This is a genomic window from Ardenticatena maritima, from assembly GCF_001306175.1.
GTDB classification, from domain to species: domain Bacteria; phylum Chloroflexota; class Anaerolineae; order Ardenticatenales; family Ardenticatenaceae; genus Ardenticatena; species Ardenticatena maritima.
The window spans coordinates 157,525-177,521 of record NZ_LGKN01000005.1 but is presented as its reverse complement, the minus strand read 5'-3'; the positions used below and the strand labels follow the sequence as shown (position 1 = coordinate 177,521).

General features: G+C 57.0%; 17 protein-coding genes. 11 read left to right on the top strand and 6 right to left on the bottom strand.

The features are described from left to right. Positions 1-19: 19 nt before the first annotated feature. The 3 genes from SE16_RS08695 (at position 20) to SE16_RS08685 (ending at position 2,766) form a co-directional block, all read left to right on the top strand. Positions 20-790, top strand: a complete 771-nt coding sequence (locus SE16_RS08695; protein WP_054492652.1) for a slipin family protein — start codon at positions 20-22, stop codon at positions 788-790. A 138-nt stretch (positions 791-928) separates the two neighbouring features. Continuing rightward, entirely contained in the window at positions 929-1,882 is a 954-nt protein-coding gene (gene trxB / locus SE16_RS08690; protein ID WP_054492651.1) for a thioredoxin-disulfide reductase, read from the top strand. A 113-nt stretch (positions 1,883-1,995) separates the two neighbouring features. Next, on the top strand, positions 1,996-2,766 hold the full coding sequence (locus SE16_RS08685) for an alpha/beta fold hydrolase (protein WP_054492650.1): 771 nt from the start codon (positions 1,996-1,998) through the stop codon (positions 2,764-2,766). A 38-nt stretch (positions 2,767-2,804) separates the two neighbouring features. On the opposite strand, the gene SE16_RS08680 is transcribed toward SE16_RS08685, so the two are convergent. The 5 genes from SE16_RS08680 to SE16_RS08660 all read right to left on the bottom strand — a co-directional run bounded on the left by SE16_RS08680 (position 2,805) and on the right by SE16_RS08660 (position 9,827). Then, on the bottom strand, positions 2,805-3,995 hold the full coding sequence (locus tag SE16_RS08680; protein WP_082374160.1) for an MFS transporter: 1,191 nt from the start codon (positions 3,993-3,995) through the stop codon (positions 2,805-2,807). A 63-nt stretch (positions 3,996-4,058) separates the two neighbouring features. Further along, positions 4,059-5,093: a hypothetical protein gene (locus SE16_RS08675; RefSeq protein WP_060687480.1), complete on the bottom strand. Its 1,035-nt coding sequence runs from the start codon at positions 5,091-5,093 to the stop codon at positions 4,059-4,061. Positions 5,094-5,239: 146 nt separating this feature from the next. Continuing rightward, positions 5,240-6,172, bottom strand: a complete 933-nt coding sequence (locus SE16_RS08670) for a hypothetical protein (RefSeq protein WP_054492076.1) — start codon at positions 6,170-6,172, stop codon at positions 5,240-5,242. A 14-nt stretch (positions 6,173-6,186) separates the two neighbouring features. Further along, a complete protein-coding gene (locus tag SE16_RS08665; protein ID WP_054492075.1) occupies positions 6,187-7,476 on the bottom strand; it encodes a multiheme c-type cytochrome in 1,290 nt (429 codons plus the stop codon). 242 nt (positions 7,477-7,718) lie between these two features. Further along, a complete protein-coding gene (locus tag SE16_RS08660) occupies positions 7,719-9,827 on the bottom strand; it encodes a 4Fe-4S dicluster domain-containing protein (protein WP_054492074.1) in 2,109 nt (702 codons plus the stop codon). 222 nt (positions 9,828-10,049) lie between these two features. Here SE16_RS08660 and nirK point away from each other — a divergent pair, with 222 nt between their 5' ends. From nirK to SE16_RS08630, 7 genes are all read left to right on the top strand, one after another. Then, complete coding sequence (nirK, locus tag SE16_RS08655; RefSeq protein ID WP_054492073.1) at positions 10,050-11,573, top strand: copper-containing nitrite reductase; 1,524 nt, start codon at positions 10,050-10,052, stop codon at positions 11,571-11,573. 160 nt (positions 11,574-11,733) lie between these two features. Next, on the top strand, positions 11,734-11,892 hold the full coding sequence (locus SE16_RS16205) for a hypothetical protein (protein WP_169787345.1): 159 nt from the start codon (positions 11,734-11,736) through the stop codon (positions 11,890-11,892). Between the two features lie 21 nt (positions 11,893-11,913). Then, positions 11,914-12,435 (top strand): cupredoxin domain-containing protein, encoded by a 522-nt coding sequence (locus tag SE16_RS08650; protein ID WP_054492072.1) that lies wholly within the window; start codon positions 11,914-11,916, stop codon positions 12,433-12,435. Positions 12,436-12,446: 11 nt separating this feature from the next. Beyond that, positions 12,447-14,168: a cytochrome c oxidase subunit I gene (locus tag SE16_RS08645; protein ID WP_054492071.1), complete on the top strand. Its 1,722-nt coding sequence runs from the start codon at positions 12,447-12,449 to the stop codon at positions 14,166-14,168. Between the two features lie 60 nt (positions 14,169-14,228). Next, on the top strand, positions 14,229-15,101 hold the full coding sequence (locus SE16_RS08640) for a heme o synthase (RefSeq protein WP_054492070.1): 873 nt from the start codon (positions 14,229-14,231) through the stop codon (positions 15,099-15,101). A gap of 3 nt (positions 15,102-15,104) precedes the next feature. Next, positions 15,105-15,815 carry a sulfite exporter TauE/SafE family protein gene (locus SE16_RS08635; protein WP_060687477.1) on the top strand — a complete coding sequence of 237 codons (711 nt, stop codon included), beginning with the start codon at positions 15,105-15,107 and terminating at the stop codon, positions 15,813-15,815. Next, the gene (locus SE16_RS08630; RefSeq protein WP_054492068.1) at positions 15,809-18,220 is read left to right on the top strand and encodes a heavy metal translocating P-type ATPase; all 2,412 of its coding nucleotides are present in this window, start codon (positions 15,809-15,811) and stop codon (positions 18,218-18,220) included. The genes SE16_RS08635 and SE16_RS08630 overlap by 7 nt, the downstream gene beginning before the upstream one ends. On the opposite strand, the gene menC is transcribed toward SE16_RS08630, so the two are convergent. Further along, positions 18,119-19,255 carry an o-succinylbenzoate synthase gene (gene menC / locus SE16_RS15420; protein WP_082373985.1) on the bottom strand — a complete coding sequence of 379 codons (1,137 nt, stop codon included), beginning with the start codon at positions 19,253-19,255 and terminating at the stop codon, positions 18,119-18,121. The two genes, SE16_RS08630 and menC, sit on opposite strands and share 102 nt — an antisense overlap. Before the next feature lie 92 nt (positions 19,256-19,347). Here menC and SE16_RS08615 point away from each other — a divergent pair, with 92 nt between their 5' ends. Next, positions 19,348-19,953: a tetratricopeptide repeat protein gene (locus SE16_RS08615; RefSeq protein ID WP_054492065.1), complete on the top strand. Its 606-nt coding sequence runs from the start codon at positions 19,348-19,350 to the stop codon at positions 19,951-19,953. The last annotated feature ends 44 nt before the right edge of the window (positions 19,954-19,997 follow it).

Below are 19,997 nucleotides of genomic sequence, written 5' to 3'. Positions count from 1 at the left end.
CACAGAGGAGGCAACACCTATGGAGTTCTTGATTGGCTTGTTCCCGGTTCTTCTGATTCTTGTGGGGCTTTTGCTTTCCATTCTCCGCTCCTCGGTCAAGATTGTGCAGGAATACGAACGGGGCGTCATCTTCCGCTTAGGGCGCGTCGTCGGGGCACGTGGACCGGGTTTGTTCTTCATCATCCCTATTCTTGAAAAGATGGTCAAGGTGGATTTGCGTGTCGTCACGTTGGACGTGCCGTCGCAGGAAGCCATTACCAAAGACAACGTGACGGTGCGCATCAACGCTGTGGCCTACTTCCGCGTGCTGGACCCCGTGAAAGCCGTCGTAGAAGTGGAGAACTACCTGAAAGCCACCAGCCAGATTGCCCAAACGACCTTGCGCAATGTCATCGGGCAGGTGGAATTGGATGAATTGCTCGCCGAGCGTGAAGCCATCAACCACCGTTTGCAGCAAATTATTGACGAAGCGACCGAGCCGTGGGGCATCAAGGTCAGCATCGTCGAAGTGAAAGATGTCGAATTGCCGGATGTGATGAAGCGCGCCATGGCACGCCAGGCGGAAGCCGAACGTGAAAAACGCGCCAAGATTATTCACGCGGAAGGTGAATTGCAGGCGGCGCGCCAACTCGCCGAAGCCGCGCGCACCATGAGCGAACAGCCGGCTGCGTTGCAACTGCGCTACTTGCAAACGCTCACCGAAATTGCGGTTGAAAACAACTCGACGATTGTCTTCCCGGTGCCGGTTGATTTGATCAGCGCCTTTTTGGAAGGGCGGCAACAACACTAACACCAACACAGGCCACATGTAAGACCAACGCCCCCATGCGCATCAAAAGGGGGCGTTGTGTTTGATTTTTGGGAGGAAACGTATATACTCCCCACGTGTATGAGGGGCTAATACCCAATATGATGAATGGAGGCGACAATGGCACAACGTGAAAAGGTGATTATTTTGGGGTCCGGACCGGCTGGGTTGGCGGCGGCGATTTACACAGCCCGCGCCCAGCTTGAGCCGCTGGTGATTACGGGGAATGAGCTTGGCGGCCAAGTGGCGACGACCAACGAGGTTGAAAACTACCCCGGTTTTCCCGAAGGGTTGACGGGACCGGAATTGGTGGAGCGTTTTCGTGAGCAAGCCGAAAAATTCGGCGCGCGCCTGGAATTTGATGAAGCAGTGGCGGTTGAGTTTCGCGAACAGCCGCCGCACCTGGTGCGCACACATGGCGGCGAATATGAAGCCGACGCGATCATCGTGGCGGTGGGGGCGTCGCCCCGCAAGCTGGGCGTGCCGGGTGAAAAGGAACTGACTGGGTATGGCGTGAGCTATTGCGCTACATGCGACGGCTTCTTCTTCCGTGGCAAGGATGTGGTGGTTGTCGGGGGTGGCGATTCGGCGCTTGAAGAAGGCTTGTTCCTCACCAAGTTTGCCAATTCGGTGCGTGTCATTCACCGCCGCGATGAGTTGCGGGCGGGACCCTTCTTGCAGAAACGCGCTTTTGCTAACGACAAAATGTCCTTCATCTGGAACACGGTTGTGACGGCGATTGAAGGGGACGGCAAGGTTGAACGGGTGAAGACGCGCAATGTTGTGACGGGTGAGGAAGGCGAATTGGAGACCGATGGCGTCTTCATCTACATTGGTCACTACCCGAACACCGATATTTTCAAAGGACAGTTGGAAATGGACGACCACGGCTACATCCTGGTGGATCGCTTTATGCGTACCAACGTGGAAGGCGTGTTTGCCGCGGGTGAAGCCGCCGACCCCATTTATCGCCAGGTGGCGACCAGCGCCGGCGACGGGGTGAAAGCCGCCATGCAGGTGGAACGGTATTTGTCGGAAAAGAGTGGGCGCGAACTGGTGGGCGAAGAAGCCTAAAGTGCCCAAGCCGGCGGAAGCAGAACGGCGGGGGTTTTTTCCCCCGCCGTTTTTGGTTGTGTGAGGAATTGTGTATGCTTGCGGCGCGCAGCAAGCATCTCGAAGGAGGGATAATGACCACGGTGCTCCTTGACGATACACCCATCTTTTACCAGAAACGAGGAAACGGCGAGCCTGCTATTGTGTTCATTCATGGTGCCGGCGGGACGTGGAAACATTGGGCGTATTGCCTCAAACAGATGCCGGTGGGACAACGCATTGCGTTCGATTTGCCGGGGCATGGCCGTTCGGGCGGCAAGGGACGCTATAGCATTGAGGGCTATGCGTACTTCATGCTCTCTTTGCTGGATGCGCTGAACATTCAGCGTGCTGTGCTGGTGGGGCACTCCATGGGCGGCGCAATTGCCATCCAAACCGCCTTGCTTGCTCCTGAGCGTGTGCAGGCGTTGGGACTTGTGGCAACAGGCGCACGTTTGAAAGTCAACCCGGCCATTTTGGAAGGCTTGCAGAATGACCCCCTGGGCACCATTCGGCGCATGGTGCGCTGGATGTACGCCCGCGACCTTACCCCTCAGGAGACAACAACCGCTGTGCAGGAAATGGCTGCTACCCCGAAAGCGGTTTTGTACGGCGATTTTGCCGCCTGTGATGCGTTCGACAGTCGGGCGTCGCTGTTTGATATTCAATGCCCTACGCTGGTGATTGGGGCGGAGCAGGACAAAATGACGCCCCCTGCGTTGTCGGAGGAGTTGGCGTTGGCGATTCGGCGCGCTGAACTGGTGATGATTCCCGATGCGGGGCACATGGTGATGCTGGAACAGCCGCAGGCGGTCTGTGAGGCGCTCACCAACTTTGTGAAGCGCATTGGCGAGGTGCAACGCTAGCACAAGAGGCTTGGAAAGAACCGCCGCTGTGACGTCCGTCAGGCTTCCGCAAAAATGGGGCTGATGCGGCGCAGGTGGCGAAAAGCCAGCCCATACACGCCAAAGAGGCTCACCCACGCAACCAGCCACCAAAACGCCACCTGCAAGGGGCGCGCCGGGTCCACTGCATAGAGGAAACCGCTCAGGAATTCAGCCAGTGTGATGGCGAGCCCGCTGAGCGCATAGAACACGCCGGTGATGGTGCTCTGATAGGCGTGGGGCGTGAGCCGTGCCAGCAGAACCGTTCCCAATGAGCGGAAGGTGTGGCGCGCGCCAAGCAATACGAAAGCCACGAAGTGCATGCCAAACGATGGGATGCGCCACAGCGTCCATAGTCCGATGGCAACATTGGCTGTTGCGAGGAACAGGGCTTTGCGACCTTTGGCGTCGAGTTCGCTCAACAGCAGCAGCCAGAGGATTGCCCCCAGCGAGTTCATTGTGCCAAGCATTCCAATGGTGCGTATGTCGTATGCAAAACGGTGTGTGAGATAGTTGGGCAACAACACATCGCCCAACCGTGTGCCCCATTCAAACGCCGCCAGAATAACCAACAAGCCCAAAATGGGCCACAGCGCCGGCAGATGACGCCACGCAATCCGTTCTTCGTTTGCCCGCTCGGCGGTGGGAGACTGTGGCGCAATCCCCCAGGTGATCCCCGACGAGATGAAGAACATCAGCGCTACGCTGGTAAAGAGTACCGCGCGTCCCCCGATATCTGCGAGCCAGCCCCCCACAAGCGGCGCGCCGAGCAATCCCAGCCAGAAAGCGGCGACCAACCGGTTGAGAATGCGTGTATGTTGGTTGGGTGGGGTTTCTTGCAGAACGTAGGCGTTGATCACGGGAATGCAGTAGGACGAGAGCCCATATACCACCATGCCGAGGGCGAAGAGTTGCCATGTGGGTGCCACCGCCATGATGAAAGCGGCTATGCCTCCGATAAGATAACCGCCTAAAATCAAGCGGCGGCGTTCGAGGCGGTCGCCTAACCATCCGGCCGGCACGTACAAAAAAGTGACGATAAGTGCGGAAATTGCCATGGCCACGCCAATTTGCTGATATGAGGCGCCGGTGTGTTCGAGAAAAAGCGGCTCAAAGTAAACAAAAAGCCCTTCACCGAAGCCCCAAATCAAGTAGGAAAGTAGCAGAAGCCGGATATTGCGGGACATGAAACACCTTTTCAAGGAATCCATGTGAGACGGATGTGACGGTAGAATAGACCACCTTTTTTCAAAAAACAAATGCTCGGTTTGTTCTCACCAGCGGGAACAGTGGGTGAGAAACGCAGGAGAGACGCCCCCCGTTTTCAGTAGTGCAATGTGGGCGCTCAACAGCAATGACCAAAAATGCCGCGCCGCTGCATCGTGGTGTGAAGGGGGCGACGGTACAGCAGAGGTCATGTGTTTTTGCAGGATGACGACGCCGCGCCGCGGGACGCTGTATGTGGCGATGTGCAGCGCATAGCGAGGGGGGAAAGGGGCGGGGGCGTGTGTGCAAAGACGTGCCAGCGTGAAGGCGGCGATAAGCGGCAGTGTTCCGTATGGCCAATCGCCGCATTGCTGATTGAACATGTCGAAAAGTTGCATGTGTTGTCGCATTTCGACGTGGATGGGTTCCAGCCAAAAGAGCGTGTACGCCTGGCGATGGCGATGAATGCGCGGCGTTGCCGCTGTAAAGAAGCCCAGCGCACGGACATATTCGCGCAGCCACTCAGGTTCTTCACGTGGGGGATGCTCATCAGGGTGCAGGAAAAAGAAGCGCGTATGTGTTGTTGTGCCCTTTGCGGCACAGGAAAGTCTTTGGGCATACGAACGTGTGGGCGCGTCGGCGGTGGCGTAGGCGTGCAACAGGGATACAAGCACGTGTGGCCAGGTGGCGCGGCATTGTTCCCACTTCCGGGCGAGCCGGTTGTATGCTTGTCTGACCGCCAGGCGGGGGGCGGCAAGGAACGCGACGGTGCGCCAGTCTGGGGGTGGGGGGCGCTCGCCGGTGGTACGCCAGGTGTGCGCACGTGTCCATTCATCTGCGGGGTGGCGGATTGGAATGGCGGATGTTCGGGGCGGGCGATTGGTGAGCAAGGGTAGCGGCGCCCAAAAGGGCGTGTTGGCAAGGGTTGCAGTGTCGAGTGGGGGGGCAATGGTGATGGTGAACGTGTGCGGTGTGCGATGCAAGACGATGTGATGTGGAGGCGGTGCAACGTGGCACAGCAGGCGTGCTATTCCCCACGCTTCAAGTGCTTCTGACAGTGTGGCGGTGTGGCGGGGAACGTACAACGTTGACAGACTGGTCATGCAGGCCTCCGATGCAGGGCTTCTTGTGTCCATGCTACCGGGGGCTGTTCAGAAACGCATCACCAAACTTGGTGAAGGTTTGAGGAAATTTTGGTGAATGCAAAAAAGCCCCCAATTTGGGGGCTTGGTGGATGAAACAGAGCGGGTCAGTTGGTGGTGTGCGGAACGTTTTCGCGTGGGTCGAGCAGGGCAATGAGCCCCAGAATGCCCATGTTGGAGTAGAGCAAGGGCGCCAGGAACGGCGCGCCGCGAATAAACCGTTCGATAACCACCGTGGATTTGCCCACAAGATTGGCTTGGACGTGGAAGTATGTGCCGATTGGGCCAATGATGATGAGCAACAGCATGGCGACAATGTAGGTGTAGAGGTCGCCGCGCGAGGGTGTTTCCGTGCCACCCATTGCCGCGGCGACCACCATGCCGAAAATGCCGATGGCGGTTCCCACCCAGATGGCGGGGTTTTCAAAGCCGGTACGGGCGTGGTCGAGCACACTGCTCACGAGGGCGGCGAGAATCCCCATGCTGACGATGAAGAAATAGGCGCGCGTTTTGCTGTACGGGAGATGGAGACGCCGATTGCCAAAGAGAACCAGTGTGCCGCTATCCGGTGGGTCTTCCAGCCAGACGGCGCTGATACCCAGTAGCCCTACCAGCGTGAAGGCAAGCGGCCCCATCACCGGCGGCGCCCAAATGAGCAGGTCGAGCGTCAGGCGTTGCCACCAGGGACCGGCGGGCAATGCGGCGCGCACCAGGTGAAAATACGCCCCCAAAACGCCTACCACCATGCTTGCCAGCAACACCACATTGGCGATGATGGTCGCCAGTGGACGGTTGCGGATGGCAATCAGCCCCGCCAGAAGGAGCAGGGCGGAGGCGCTGAATCCGAAGACAATCGGAATCCATTCACGCGGAACGATGGTGCCGCTGATGGCGTGGGAGACATACGTATCCACGCCCAGGAAAAACTCGTTGATGGCAATCATCAAGAGCATCAATTGGTCCCGCGTGAGGGGCAAACGCCGCAACCGCTGCAAAGCGGGCGGGAACAGACGGTCGAGTTCGAGCGTGCCGGTCGTCATAGCCCGCTCCTGTCCTATTTTTCACGTTTCGAGGTGGCGGTTTCGCTCAACCCAGCCTCTTGGAGTTTGTCCTGCACCATTTCTTCAAGTTCGGCAAGGTCGGCCAGGATTTCATACGCCCCGTGCCATTGCACGTAGTCAGCCCCTTGCATCCAGACGCCAAATTTGGCTGTGCGTCCCCAGTGGTGCCACAACTCAAAGTAGGTGAAGTCAATGGGTTCATCGAACGGTTCGCTGGTGAGCAGATTGGCTTCTTTGAGGGGCGCGATGATTTCGTTGCTCTGGCGCACCCATTCATTGACCTGTTCCGTGGCGGCGTCAGCCGCTTCGTAGAACTCGGTGATGAATTCCTGGTTGTGGCATTCGCGGCAGACATTTTGCATGCGGGTGCGGTTGTCTTGCCATGCCGGGCGGCGCTCACTAATCGGCGCGAACAAATACCAGGTGAGACGGTCGCCCACGTCGTGGGTGGTGCCGCTCGCGCCAAAGCCGCTCATGTGGCAGGTGGCGCATGTTGGGGCGGGGAAGTCTTTGGTGGTGAGTGTGCCGGGTTCGGCTTCCCAATTCCACGTGTGGCCGCCCGTCATGTAGGCGATACCATGCGGCGATTCCTGGTAAATTTCCCACTGCGGGTGGTCAGGCCCGATGTGACAGGCGTTGCACGTTTCGGGTTTGCGGGCTTGTTCCAGGCTGAACTCGTGGCGCAGGTGGCACTTGGTGCAATCTCCCACCGAGCCGTCTTGGGCAGGTTTGCCAATATCATGGCATCCCCGGCAGGCAAAGCGCGTCACGGCTTCGCCTTCTTTGGCAAAAAGGGCGTTGCGCATGCGGTCGGGCTTGAAGCCGCCTTCAGGGATGGCCTCGTACATTGCCAGCAACTTTTCGTTGAGGTCTTCTGTGCCGGCGTAGGCGACGTAAGCGGGGAGTGAGTGGCGGCTTTGATAAAATTGCGCGACTTCTTGCGAGTGACACCGCTCACACATGGCGGTTGTCGGTTGGGCGAGCACGTAAGTGCCTTCGTGTTCCTTTGCCCCAGGGTAGTCCGCCTTGACTTCGTGGCAGTCGCGGCATGTGACGTTGGCGGCCGCCATGGTGCTCCGCCCGTATTGTTCGACGATACCGGGGGTGCTATCCGTGTGGCACGCAACGCAGTCATCATTGCTCCCCTCTAACACGTTGACGCGTTCTTGGGTGGGGGCGGGGCTACCGCTTCGGGCGACGGTGAGCACAACCAGGGCAAGCGCCAGTGTAATGATGGTGGCGGTCAACCCGAGGATGAGGGTTTTGGGGAGGGATTGCTTCATTGTGTGCTCCTCCTGTTTTGGTTGCGGGTCAACAGAAGTGAACAGCAGAATAGAGAAGTGCTTGTGTAGGTATTCGTAAACGCACTTTATCCTCTCTTTTGAATTTTGACAACTGTATGGAAACGGTGAAGTGAAAAGAGATAGCGCAGGAATTGTGATATTTGTCACTATTCATGAAAAGGGAAGAAAAAAACGCCCGCGCTGTTGGGTGAAGCGCGGGCGTCTCGAAAGGGGGGTGTTGATTACTGGTGTGGAAGCGTGAACACGAATGCCGCGGCTTCCTCGTCAAACGTGAGCGTTACCACCTGCAACGGTTGAATGTCAATGCGTTTTTCGGCTTCGTAGCGCCATGTTTGCTCATCGTCCATCAGCCAAATGTGGACGGTGTGCGCGCCGGGCGTCAGGGAAAGTTGTTCCACGACGATGACTTCGCCATCTTTGTGAATGCCGCTGGGGGCATAGGTCTTGTCCAGGATGGTTTGCCCGTCAATGTCCAGGCGCAAGCGCACAGGGTGCCGCTCACCCCCCAGAATCTGCTCTGCTGAAACGCCAGCGGGAAGTGTTGCTTGAAGAGGCGCTGTGGTGGTGTTGTTGGCTTTGAGCGGCGGTGTATGTTCCAAAACAAGGCGTAGGGTAGCCGTTTCGGGGGCGACGGCGGTTGTGGGGTGTTCAAACACAAAAGTGAACGCGAGCAGAACGAGCAACATGACCAGCGCGGGCACAAATGAACGGAAAGGCGGCAACCAGAGTTTGTTGCGCGTGGCACGATCCAATACGACGCGGGGCAAGCGTTTTTCGGGCGCGGGGAGCGCCGCTTGTTCTTCGATGATACGTTCCAGCATCTCGGTCAGGGTGTGCGGGCGTCCGGGCGCCGTGGTTGTCCAGTAGATGGGGTTTTCGAGCAGGCGTTTGCGCAAACGCAGGTTTTCGCCAAGCCAGAAGGGCCCTTCGCGATAATTGCAATCGTCGGCGGGGCAACTCAGAATCAAGAGGGCTTGCATCCCCAGGTCAAAAAGTGTTCGTGCCCAATCCGGGTTGAACATGCCGGTGCAGGGCAGGACGCATGTGATGACGCTGACTGTGGTGTTGTTGTGTGTAAAAGGTCTCACCTGAACGGGAGGCGGCAACAGCGTATCTGGTGGTGCCGTCAAAGGGGGACGCCATTCGTGTGGCACTGTTCCCAAAACTGCCTGGCGCTGGCATGTGACCACAACGATAGGCGATTCGTGCGCTTGGATTGCCTCTTGGAGGGCTTGCAACACTGTGCGTGTGGGGAGTGGTTGCAAGTCAACGCCGACCGTGGCACATGTCCCCACGCATAAGCCGCACCCTGTGCAAAGTGATTCGGTTACGACAGCCAGAGCCTTGAACCCACTGGCGTCTCCACTGCGGGGTTCCATGTCAATGGCTTCATAGGGGCATTTGAGCGCGCACAACGCGCATCCTGTGCAGAGGTGCTCGGTAATCACCGCTGGCCCTGTGATACGCCCACGCCATAGCCAAGGAAGGGCAATCAGAAACAGCAGACTCACGAGAGAGAGCCCAATGACCATTGACGGGCTTGTCCGCTGGGCGGCTGGGAGAAAACCGAGATACAGCCAGTCAATCGGAACGTTTGAGACAAGGCGGGAAAAGTCCGCCGGGTTGCCTAGGGGAACGGGGCGCACGAGCGCCAGGATGGTCAAGGAGAGCGTCAAGGCAATGCCGAGCCAGCGGGGTTCCAGGAGCGCCGGGCGTGAGAGGCGGATGACGTGAATGAGCAACCAGCCCAGCAACAGGATGCCCATAAAGACATGCAAAAACAGAATGATGACGAAAAATGCAAAATTTTGTTCCACCGCGCCAGGCTGATAGAACGCCAAAGCGACACGTCCACCAAGCAGGTTAATGCTGAATTCGGTCAACCATTGTGCTGTTTCGTCCCATACGAGCCAATAGCCCATGACACCAATAATGAAAATCAGCACGAGAGAAATCCAGCCGCTCACCCAGGCGAGCCAGCGCGCACCCCAAAAGCGGTCGCCTATGAGCATCTTAAAGGCATGTGCCAGTGTGACGATGACGAGCGCATTTGCCGCATAGCGGTGCAGGCTGCGCATCAGATGTCCGAACCATGACGCATTCAAAGCCGCCACTGTTTCGTAGGCGCGTTCGGCGCCGGGGCGGTAAAAGAGCGTCAGATAGCCTCCCGTGAGCGCCAAGATGATGAGCAACATCACGGCAAGCGTTCCCAAGTGGTAAAGCGGGTTGAACGCCGTCCCCGTCAATCGGCTGGTCAACCCTTCTGCCCGCGCCCACACTTTCTCCAAACCGCGTAGCAGCCTTCGTTCGCTGTACCATGTTCCGCGCATATGTACCTCCAATGAAGAGCGATGCTCTTACTCTAGGTGGTTTCGCGGGGGAATTCTTTGCGCTGGCGCAAGCGAGGATTTACCAGGCATATGACAGGTGTCATGCCATTGCCATGACGAAGTGCACAAGTAATTTTCTATTTGCGCTAGCGCAACTTGTTTTTGACCTCAAAAGCCAAAATGGAATTGTGAAATCCAAATGAAAATGTGAGGGAGGGTAAAATGTACCTCAAAAAACTATTCACGTTGGCCGTTTTTCTCCTCTTTGTTGTTGGGTGCAGTGCCACACAGACGAACCCATGGCCTACTGAAGACCAGGCGCAACATACTTCTCAAGAAACGAACCAGCCAACTGAAGAGCATGCCGGGACGGAGAATGTCGCACATGCTGCGGAGACTGAAACTGGCTCGGCGGAACACCAACACGAGGCCACCCAAGAAGGGCAAGATGTGGATTACATCCCCGATATTACCTTTACACTGCAAACCTCTTTGAGCGAGAAAGGTTTGGGTTTCCTCGGTGTTGGGGGCGATATTGATGGTGAATTCAATCCCACCCTGGTTGTCCCGAAGGGGGCGGTGGTGCAAATTACGCTCGTAAATGGCGATGGTATGGAACACGACATTACCGTTCCAGACTTTGATGCGCATAGCGATCATGTGGTAGAGAAAGGCGCAACCACGACGATCGTTTTCAAGGCTGACAAGGTAGGTGAATTTGCATACTTCTGCAGTATTCCCGGCCACCGCCAGGCAGGCATGGAAGGAAAGATTGTGGTGGTTGAGGAAGGTGCAGAAGCAAGCGCTGGTGCAGAAGATGCTACGGGCGAGGATATCGTCCGCGATCCGACCGACTTGCCGCCGCCTGTTGGCGATCGCGAACCCCAAGTGGTGCGTGTTGACCTGGAAACCAAAGAGATTGTTGGGCAACTTGCCGATGGGACAACATACACCTATTGGACGTTCAATGGCAAAGTCCCCGGCCCTATGATTCGTGTCCGTGTGGGCGATACGGTGGAATTGCATCTGAAGAATGATCCCAACAGCAAAATGACGCACTCCATTGACTTGCACGCTGTGACTGGCCCGGGTGGGGGGGCTGTTTATACGCAAACACCTCCGGGTGAAGAAAACGTTTTCACGTTCAAGGCGCTCAATCCTGGCTTGTATGTGTACCACTGCGCAACACCGATGGTGGCGCACCACATTGCCAACGGGATGTATGGTTTGATTCTGGTTGAGCCTGAAGGTGGTTTGCCGCCGGTTGATCGCGAATTTTACGTGATGCAGGGTGAAATCTACACCCAAGGGAAAACGGGTGAAAAAGGGTTCCAGGAGTTCAGTGTTGAAAAACTTCTGGCGGAAGAACCTGAATATCTCGTCTTCAACGGGGCTGCTGGTGGTCTGACTACTGAAGCGCATGCCATGCATGCAAATGTGGGCGAAACTGTACGCATCTTCTTCGGTGTTGGTGGCCCCAACATGACCAGTAGCTTCCACGTCATCGGCGAAATCTTTGATCGAGTTTACAACCAAGCGTCATTGACGAGCCCGGCATTGACCGATGTGCAAACAACATTGGTGCCGCCCGGCGGTGCGACGATGGTGGAATTCAAACTCCAAGTTCCTGGCCGCTACATTTTGGTGGACCACGCATTGAGCCGTCTGGAAAAAGGCCTGGTTGGCTTCTTGTTCGCCGACGGCCCTGATGCGCCGGAAATCTTCAAGGAAGGTCCCGCCGAGTAAGCCTGGCTACCTCTCGGAAGAGGAGAGGGAATATCCCTCTCCTCTTCCACAATTTGCGTTGGCGCAATGAGTTGGCACTTTCATAGCCATATAATGAGCAAGCCGCATTGAACCGCTGCCCTGCTGTTTCCTCTCAGTGACATGATAAAAGGAGGTATGTATGCAAGACCAACACAACAAATCATCTGACCGTGTTCCGATTGGGCAAGTCGTTTTTGACGAAGTTTTTCTCCTGTTTCTGGCCTCGCTGGTGATTAGTTTTGTGCTGTACAACGTCTGGGGGTTGTTGGAACTCCTCAATGTTCCGTTTTTGAAGTAAGTGCACACAGGAGGAAGCGCGATGATTGCACCGCCTAAAATTTGGTGGAAACCGCTTGGACGCTATGAACGGCGCTGGCTGTTGATTGCTTTCGTGTGGTGTCTGTTCTTGACGGCTATGATGCCGCTTTGGTTCTATCTGGGGCGCCAGAACGTGCCTGTCACAACTTATCGTGTCACGCCGCAAGAGTTTAACGCGCGCGTCATGGAATTCACCGAGCAATATCAAGTGGATACCTTGAATGGCATTCCTGTTGTGGAACCTCCTGCGGGTGGAGATGCTTATATTCAAGCGCGGCAGTGGCAGTGGTATCCTGTGTTGAAACTCAAGAAGGGTGAGACTTACAAACTCCATCTTTCCTCACTCGATGTTCAGCATGGCTTTTCTATTCAGCCGCTGAACATGAATTTCATGGTTCTCCCCGGTTATGACTACGTTTTGACACTTACGCCAACGACCAGTGGTGAATACAGCATTGTGTGCAACGAGTTTTGCGGCATTGGTCACCACGTGATGATTGGCAAAATCCTGGTGAGCGAATAAGGAGGATTCTCATGACGGTTGCTGCCATTCCTCAGTCTGGCGAGCAGGCCGAGTTTCGCACCTGTACAGCCACCGGCCTCAAAGTTGATTTGGCGGCTGAGCGGCTCATCATCGCAAATGCGGTTGCGGCGGTCGTTTTCCTGCTGATTGGCGGGATTGGGGCATTGTTGATTTCCCTCACGCGCTGGCAGGCGATTCACCTGCTCTCACCCGTTTGGTTTTACCGCCTCGTGACCGCCCACGGTTTCGATATGCTTGTCGCCTGGATTGTCTTTTTTGAGGTTGCCGGGCTTTACTTTGGGGGCGCTGTCATGCTGAACGCGCGCCTGATTCAGCCGCGCCTCGCCTGGTTGGCGTACATTCTCATGGTGGCGGGGGCGGTGTTGGTGAACGTGATTGTGCTAGCCGGTAAAGCAGATGTCATGTTCACCGCCTATGTTCCCCTGAAAGCGCACCCGCTTTTCTATCTGGGCGTCATTCTGTTTGCCGTGGGGGCGCTGATCGCATTGGGGGTCTTTTTTGCGACGTTGATTGTTGCGAAGGCGGAAAAACGGTATGAAGGCTCCGTTCCCCTCGTCGTTTATGGGTTGATTACGGCGGCAATTATCGCGACCTACACTTTGCTGTCGGGTGCTTTGGCGTTCGTGCCGGCCCTTTTCTGGTCAATGGGGTTGATTGACTACTACGATCCGGCTTATTTCCGCAACCTCTTCTGGAGTTTCGGCCACCCGGCCCAGCAAATCAACCTGGCGGCGATGGTGGCGATCTGGTATGGCTTGGCGGCGATTACGGTAGGCGCCGTGCCGCTGAATGAAAAACTCTCGCGCTTGGCTTTCATCCTCTACATTTTGTTCATCAACCTCGGTTCAGCGCACCACCTGCTGGTGGACCCCGGTCCGAGTTTCGCCTGGAAAGCCGTCAACACGTCGTATGCGATGTACCTGGCGGTGCTGGGGAGCCTCATTCACGCCTTCTCGATTCCGGCGGCCATTGAAGTGGCGCTCCGCCGACAGGGGCATACACGTGGCTTGTTTGAATGGCTCCGCAAAGCCCCCTGGCGCGAACCCGGTTTTGCCGCCCTCGTCCTCTCAATGTTCATCTTTGGGTGGATCGGCGGTGTGACGGGGGTCACGATTGGGACTGAGCAATTGAACATGTTAGTGCATAACACCTTGCGCGTTCCCGGCCACTTCCATGCGACTGTCGTCGGCGGGACAACGCTCGCTTTCATGGGCTTCACCTACTATGTCATTCCGCTCATCTTCCGCCGCGAACTCAAATTGAAGAAGTGGGCAACGCTGCAACCGTATCTCTATGGGCTGGGAATGACGCTTGTGGCTGTGGGGATGATTGCTGCCGGTATTCAGGGCGTTTCGCGCCGCCACTGGGATATAACGTTTGCGCAGGCGCCGTTCCAAACGCCAATTCCGGGAACGGTGAACCTGGCGCTGGCGGTCTTTGGTATTGGTGCTCTGATTGCTATTGTGGCGGGCGCTATGTTTATCATCATTGTGTTGGCTTCGGTGTTGACCGGTCAGCGTATCGAACCACGCAAAGCCACGCTCGTGATTGATAGCCCGCCCGCTTTTACGCATCTGTCTGAAAAAGAAGAACATGACCCGAAATTGCAACCCCGTGGTGCGTGGGTGCTGGTCATCGCCTTCTTGATGTTCTTTGCCACATACTATCTGAGCAACTGGTGGCTTTTGGGGCGTCTCTGGATTGTCCGGTAATGGTGGGCAATGGGGCAGTCCAACCGTCGGGCTGCCCCGTTGCGGCAAAGGAGAGATGGCATGCGCAGTGAAACACCATCGCTTGTTCTCGACCGTGCAACCTGGAAAGATTGGCTGATTCTGACCAAGCCGGGCGTGACAGCGTTGCTCCTCTTGACTTCACTCACCACGGCGGTGGGCGCGGCGCGTCCCTGGCTTCCCTGGACAACGTTGCTGGCACTCGCTCTTGCCGGCGTCTGTATGGCGGGCGGTGCTGCCGCCGTCAACCATTACTTTGACCGCGATATAGACGCGCTCATGCCGCGTACAGCCAACCGCCCTTTGCCGTCGGGGCGTATTGCTCACCCGGAGCAGGCGCTCTTCTTTGGCGTGGCGTTGATGTGTTTGGGGGTTGCGATAGGCGTGGTCTGGCTTCCGCTTGAAAGCGTGCTCTGTATTGTTCTGGGCGCGATTGTGTACATTCTGATTTACACGCTCTGGCTCAAACGTCGAACCCCTCTGGGCGTGGTGATTGGGGGCGCGGCGGGCTGTTTTCCCGTTCTTGCCGGTTGGGCGGCTGTGCGTGTGGATTGGCCCCTGACGCCCTGGGTCTTGGCGTTGCTTGTCTTCTTCTGGACGCCAGCCCATTTTTGGGCGTATGGATTGTTGCGCCGCGATGATTACACGCTGGCGGCTGTACCTGTTTTGCCGGTGCTGGCCACGCCACGCGAAACGGCGGGGTATGTTTGGGGACACACCTTGCTGACAGTGTTGATGCCGGGGTTGGCGTTTCATGGCTGGCAAGCGTTTGTGGCGTTCGTGCTGGGGGCGTGGTTCTTCGCACTGGCGTTTCGCCTGTGGTTGCGCCCAACGCTTGCCCATGCACGCCGCTTCTATCATGTCTCAAATCTGTATTTGTGCGTCATCTTTGCCTTGGCACTCTTTGGGATATAAGCCATGCATCACATGCTCACGCTCACACCACTGACAGCCTTCACCTTTGGGCTGCTGGGAAGCATCGCCCATTGCGTTGGCATGTGCAGTGGCGTTCTTCTCCTGCTTGGGCGTGCCGGTGTGCAAACGCCGCGCGAGCGCCTTGCCACCCACGCTGGGCGGTTGACAACCTATCTCATGTTGGGCGTTGCAGGTGGTGCATTGGGGCGTACTCTCACCGCCTTGCTGGCAAACCGCACATTGCAAAGCGGCTTGGCGCTGTTTCTTGGTTTTGCCCTGGCGTATACTGCACTCGCATTGTTGGGGATGACGCCGCCGCCTGAAACCGCGTTCCCCGCCCTCTCAGCCCTCTGGCGGCGCGTTGCGCATCGGCGTCTGCACGCTCCACAACGGGGCGTTGTCGCCGCCTGGGGAATAGGGCTTATTTGGGGCATGCTCCCTTGCGGATTTGTCTACAGCATGGTGTTGGCCGCTACGGCAAGTGGAAGCCCGCTGTCGGGTGGGGTGATCGCGCTCGCTTTTGGGCTTGGCACCATTCCCGCCCTGGAAGGGACACGCGCGCTCATGGCACACGGCGTGGGGCGCATGCGTCGTTTCGCACATGTGTTGGCGGCTGCTTTGTTGTTGCTCATCGCGGGGCAACTCATCCTGCGTGGGCTTGCCTGGTGGGGGGTGATTGGACACGGCCATCTTGGGGGGATAATGGTATGGTAACGTGTGAATTGTGCGGCTTGCCGGCGCGTCATCCTTTGCATGATGAACACGGGCGCACATTTTGCTGCCCATCATGCCGCGATGTGGCCGCCCTTCTTGCTGAACCGGTCGACTCTACCGCCTCACCCGCTCCGTCTGCGGAAACGCCGCTGGCAGAAAGCACACTGTACTTGGGTGGGCTTTGGTGCACATCCTGCACCTGGCTGATTGGCGAAACGCTTCGCCGCACCCCCGGCGTGGTCGAGGCCGATATCAGTTTTGCCCGCCGCCAAGCCCGCGTGCGCTTCGACCCGCGCCGGCTCTCGCCTCAATCGCTTGTGAAACGGGTTCGCCGCTTGGGGTATCGCGTGGGGCTGGCGCCCGATGAACTTCGCGATGAAGCCGAAGCCCTTTTGGAGCGTTTGCTGATTGCTGGCGTTTTTGTCATGCATATCATGTTGCTGAGTGGTATGCTCTATGTGCGGGAGATAATGGGCTGGAATGCCCCGGAAACCCGCTGGCTTGAAGACTTTTTCCGCCTGATGATTTTTGTCGCCAGTATTCCCGTTTTGCCCCTGTTGGGGTGGCCTGTCCTGCGTTCCGGGCTTGCCGGCATCCTTTCACGCCAGCCCAATATGCACGCCCTCATTGCCTTGGGAACAAGCGCCGCCTATATCCTTTCGTTGCGCAACCTGATAACCGGCAATCCCCATGTCTATTTCGACACGGCGGCAATGTTGCTTTTCCTGGTCACGATTGGGCGCTGGTTAGAAGTGCGCACGCAAGAAAGCGGGCTTGAAGCCATCGAACACCTGCAACGCCATATGCCTACCCATGCGGCGCATATCACACCCAACGGTGTCCAGGAGATTTCAGTTGACGATATACAACCCGGCATGCGGTTGTTGATTCGCCCCGGTGAGCGTTTTCCCGCTGATGGTATTGTTGCAGAAGGGCAGGGCGCTGTTGATGAAAGCCTGCTCACGGGTGAACCTGTGCCGCGTACACACGCCAGCGGAGATACGGTCTATGCCGGCACGCTCAATTTGGATGGTGTTTTTGAAATCATTGTGACCGCGTCGGGGGGAGCGACGGCTGTGGGGCAAATGTCCCGCCTGATTCACGAAGCCCTTTGGACACGCGCCCCTGTTCAGCGGCTTGCCGACCGTTTTGCCGCGTTGCTTGTTCCATTTGCTGTCTTCTTGTCGGTGGGCACATTCCTCTACTGGACGACGATTGCTTCGTCAGAAGTTGCCCTCATGCATGCCCTTTCTGTGCTTCTGATTGCATGCCCCTGTGCGCTGGGGATTGCAACACCGCTTGCCCTTTGGCGGGGCATCTCCACCGCCGCCGAACATGGTGTCCTCATTCGGGAGACGAGTGTTTTGGAACGCCTGGCGAATGCCGAAGTTGTTTTGTTCGATAAAACTGGCACTTTGACCGAAACAGAGCCTTCCGTTTACGACATGGTGTGCGACCAGGCCGACCCGCACACTGTGCAGGAGCGGTTGGTAGCGCTGGAATCGCGTGCATCGCATCCTTTTGCTCGCGCTATTTGCCGCGCTTTCATTGTCGAAAAGCCCCCGACGGTTGAAGGAATTCAGGTGCTGGCTGGACAAGGGCTTGGTGGTCGCATAAACGACGAGATGGTCTGGGTGGGGAGCGCGGCGTTGATGGCGTCGCAAGGGCTGGCGTATCCGCCTCGCCTGGCTGAATATGCAGCGCGTTGGGCGGATTCATCGCTGGCGCTTGTGTTCATCGGCTGGGGTGGATTGGTGCGGGGGATTGTGGCTTTGACGGAGCAACTACGCCCCGATGTGCCATCAACCTTGCAAGCCTTGCATGCCCTCGGTATTCACATGCAAATTCTCTCCGGCGACCCGCAAGCGCACCAACGCTGGGGTGAAACGCTTGGCGTTCCGCTTCATGCGGGGCTTACACCTGATGAAAAAGTATCCTATCTTCAACAGTACAACGGCGTTGTCATGATTGGGGACGGGGTCAATGATGGTCCCGCCTTAGCCACCGCTGACGTGGGCATAACCTTGGGGCAAGCAACAGACCTGGCGCACGCTACCGCTGATGTGATCTTGCTCAATAACCGCCTCGAAAGCATCGTGCCGCTGCTTCTTCTTGCACGGCAAACCATGCGCATCATTCGCCAAAATTTGGCGTGGGCGTTCTTCTACAACGCGCTCGGTTTAGGGCTCGCCGTCACCGGACGACTTCATCCCCTATGGGCGGCGCTCGCGATGGTTCTGAGCAGCCTGATTGTCACTGGGAACGCCCTGCGCTTGCATTGGCCGCACGCCGCCAACACGCCGTCACGACAAATACCTCTCCCCTTGCGCCGTAAACGTCGCCGTGCGGAACAACGCGCGCTGGATACGGTCTTCTGCTACCACAACACCCAGGCCGATGTCTGACGGGACGGCAATCATCCCCTCGTCGTCGAGTGTGAAAGGCGGCTCTACGACATCTTCGCGAAAATAAAAGGCGTTCGCTGCAATATCACCGGGAATGGTAAAACCGCTCAGCGACGCCAACGCGACGTTGTAGGCGCGTCCGATACCGCTTTCAAGCATGCCGCCGTGCATCAAGGCAATGCCATGTTCGTGTGCAAACGTGTACACATCCAGCATGTTGCGAATGCCCCCAAACCGCCCGGCTTTGAGATTGAGCGCACGGCATGCCCCCATCTCTATCGCCTGCTGGGCTTTTTCCAGTGTGCCCACGGATTCATCCAGCATGATAGGGGTGTTGAGGTGCTGTTGAACGTCAGCATAGACGTTCAGCGGCGTGCCAGGCGCCAGAGGCTCTTCAATCGCCAGCAACTCATATTCATCCAGTAATTGCAAGATGTGGATGTGCTCCGATGTGTAAGCCTGGTTGGCATCCACCAAAAGCCCAATATCCGGGAACGCTTTGCGCACAAGCGAGACAAGTTCCACATCTTGCCCAGGCGTAATTTTGAGTTTGATACGACGATAGCCGGCTTCCACCAATTTTTCGACACGTTTGAGCAACAATTTGGGTTCGGAGACCAGACCCACCACTGCGCCAGCTGGAATACGCTCTTTCTCTCCCCCAATGTAGCGCGCGAGGGGCATACGCGCTTTGACGGCTTCGTACGTCCACAAGGCCATCTCGATGGTGGCTTTTGCCATGGGATGGCCGCGCACGCGCGCCAAACGTGCCATCAATGCTTCACGCGATTCAAAATCTTCTTGTACCGCGAGCGGAAGCAGATACTCCGTCAGAATGTACCAGGCCGTCGTTACCGTTTCGTACCAGTACGTCGGCGACGGCAAGGCAACACATTCGCTCCATACTTCGATGTCCCCAATTTCCAACCGCAACAACAATGTTTCGCGGGTTGCATAGGCGTCAGCCGAGGAGCGGAAGGCTTGGACGAGCGGCAACTGAATGTGATACAATGTCGCGCGATGAATCTTTTCCATCGCTTACTCCTTTGGGCGCAAATTGGAATGGAAATGTAAAGGATTTTGGCATGTCTCATTCTCAGTCTCATCAAAACGCAAATGCCCTTTTTATGCAAGCGCTGGGGTTTGTACAAGCAGGCTTGCACCACCCTGCTGAGCAAGCCTTGCAAAAAGTCATAGCCCTTTACGAAGCGCAACAAGAACCACAAGCCGCCGCATTTGCCCGTATGACATTGGCGCGCGTCTATGCCGATCAGGCAAAGTATGCCGCCGCCCGCGATGTGTTACAGCAAGTTGTGGAAGACGCCGAAGCGCGACAAGACACGGAAACCCTCGTGCGTGCATTGTACGAAGTGGGCGCGGTGGCTGAACGCATGCACGATACAACCACGGCTCGCGAAATCTATACGCGCGTTTTGCAGACCGCCGACAACGCAGGCGATCGTGCGACAGCCGCCCTGCGCCTTGGTGCGCTTGCCGACGCCGCTGGACAACGTGACGAAGCCATCGCATTCTACCGCACAGCATTCGAGATATTCCAGACCATTGAACACGATATCGGGATAGCGCGCGCCGCCTACGAATTGGCGCGTTTACTGGCCGAGGACAACATGACCGAGGCGCGCCAATTTTACGAACAGGCGCACACGCTCGCCGAGATATGGGGCGATGAAACCTTGTTGCAAGCCTTGCGTGATTTACCGTTCCACTCCTGATTGATGCCAAATGTCAGATGCTTTTCGTGGTGATGTGTGCTAGA

Coding starts and splice junctions, on each gene's coding strand:
- SE16_RS08695 (WP_054492652.1), top strand. CDS start 20: ATGGAGTTCTTGATTGGCTTGTTCCCGGTTCTTCTGATTCTTGTGGGG.
- trxB (WP_054492651.1), top strand. CDS start 929: ATGGCACAACGTGAAAAGGTGATTATTTTGGGGTCCGGACCGGCTGGG.
- SE16_RS08685 (WP_054492650.1), top strand. CDS start 1,996: ATGACCACGGTGCTCCTTGACGATACACCCATCTTTTACCAGAAACGA.
- SE16_RS08680 (WP_082374160.1), bottom strand. CDS start 3,995: ATGGATTCCTTGAAAAGGTGTTTCATGTCCCGCAATATCCGGCTTCTG.
- SE16_RS08675 (WP_060687480.1), bottom strand. CDS start 5,093: ATGACCAGTCTGTCAACGTTGTACGTTCCCCGCCACACCGCCACACTG.
- SE16_RS08670 (WP_054492076.1), bottom strand. CDS start 6,172: ATGACGACCGGCACGCTCGAACTCGACCGTCTGTTCCCGCCCGCTTTG.
- SE16_RS08665 (WP_054492075.1), bottom strand. CDS start 7,476: ATGAAGCAATCCCTCCCCAAAACCCTCATCCTCGGGTTGACCGCCACC.
- SE16_RS08660 (WP_054492074.1), bottom strand. CDS start 9,827: ATGCGCGGAACATGGTACAGCGAACGAAGGCTGCTACGCGGTTTGGAG.
- nirK (WP_054492073.1), top strand. CDS start 10,050: ATGTACCTCAAAAAACTATTCACGTTGGCCGTTTTTCTCCTCTTTGTT.
- SE16_RS16205 (WP_169787345.1), top strand. CDS start 11,734: ATGCAAGACCAACACAACAAATCATCTGACCGTGTTCCGATTGGGCAA.
- SE16_RS08650 (WP_054492072.1), top strand. CDS start 11,914: ATGATTGCACCGCCTAAAATTTGGTGGAAACCGCTTGGACGCTATGAA.
- SE16_RS08645 (WP_054492071.1), top strand. CDS start 12,447: ATGACGGTTGCTGCCATTCCTCAGTCTGGCGAGCAGGCCGAGTTTCGC.
- SE16_RS08640 (WP_054492070.1), top strand. CDS start 14,229: ATGCGCAGTGAAACACCATCGCTTGTTCTCGACCGTGCAACCTGGAAA.
- SE16_RS08635 (WP_060687477.1), top strand. CDS start 15,105: ATGCATCACATGCTCACGCTCACACCACTGACAGCCTTCACCTTTGGG.
- SE16_RS08630 (WP_054492068.1), top strand. CDS start 15,809: ATGGTAACGTGTGAATTGTGCGGCTTGCCGGCGCGTCATCCTTTGCAT.
- menC (WP_082373985.1), bottom strand. CDS start 19,255: ATGGAAAAGATTCATCGCGCGACATTGTATCACATTCAGTTGCCGCTC.
- SE16_RS08615 (WP_054492065.1), top strand. CDS start 19,348: ATGCAAGCGCTGGGGTTTGTACAAGCAGGCTTGCACCACCCTGCTGAG.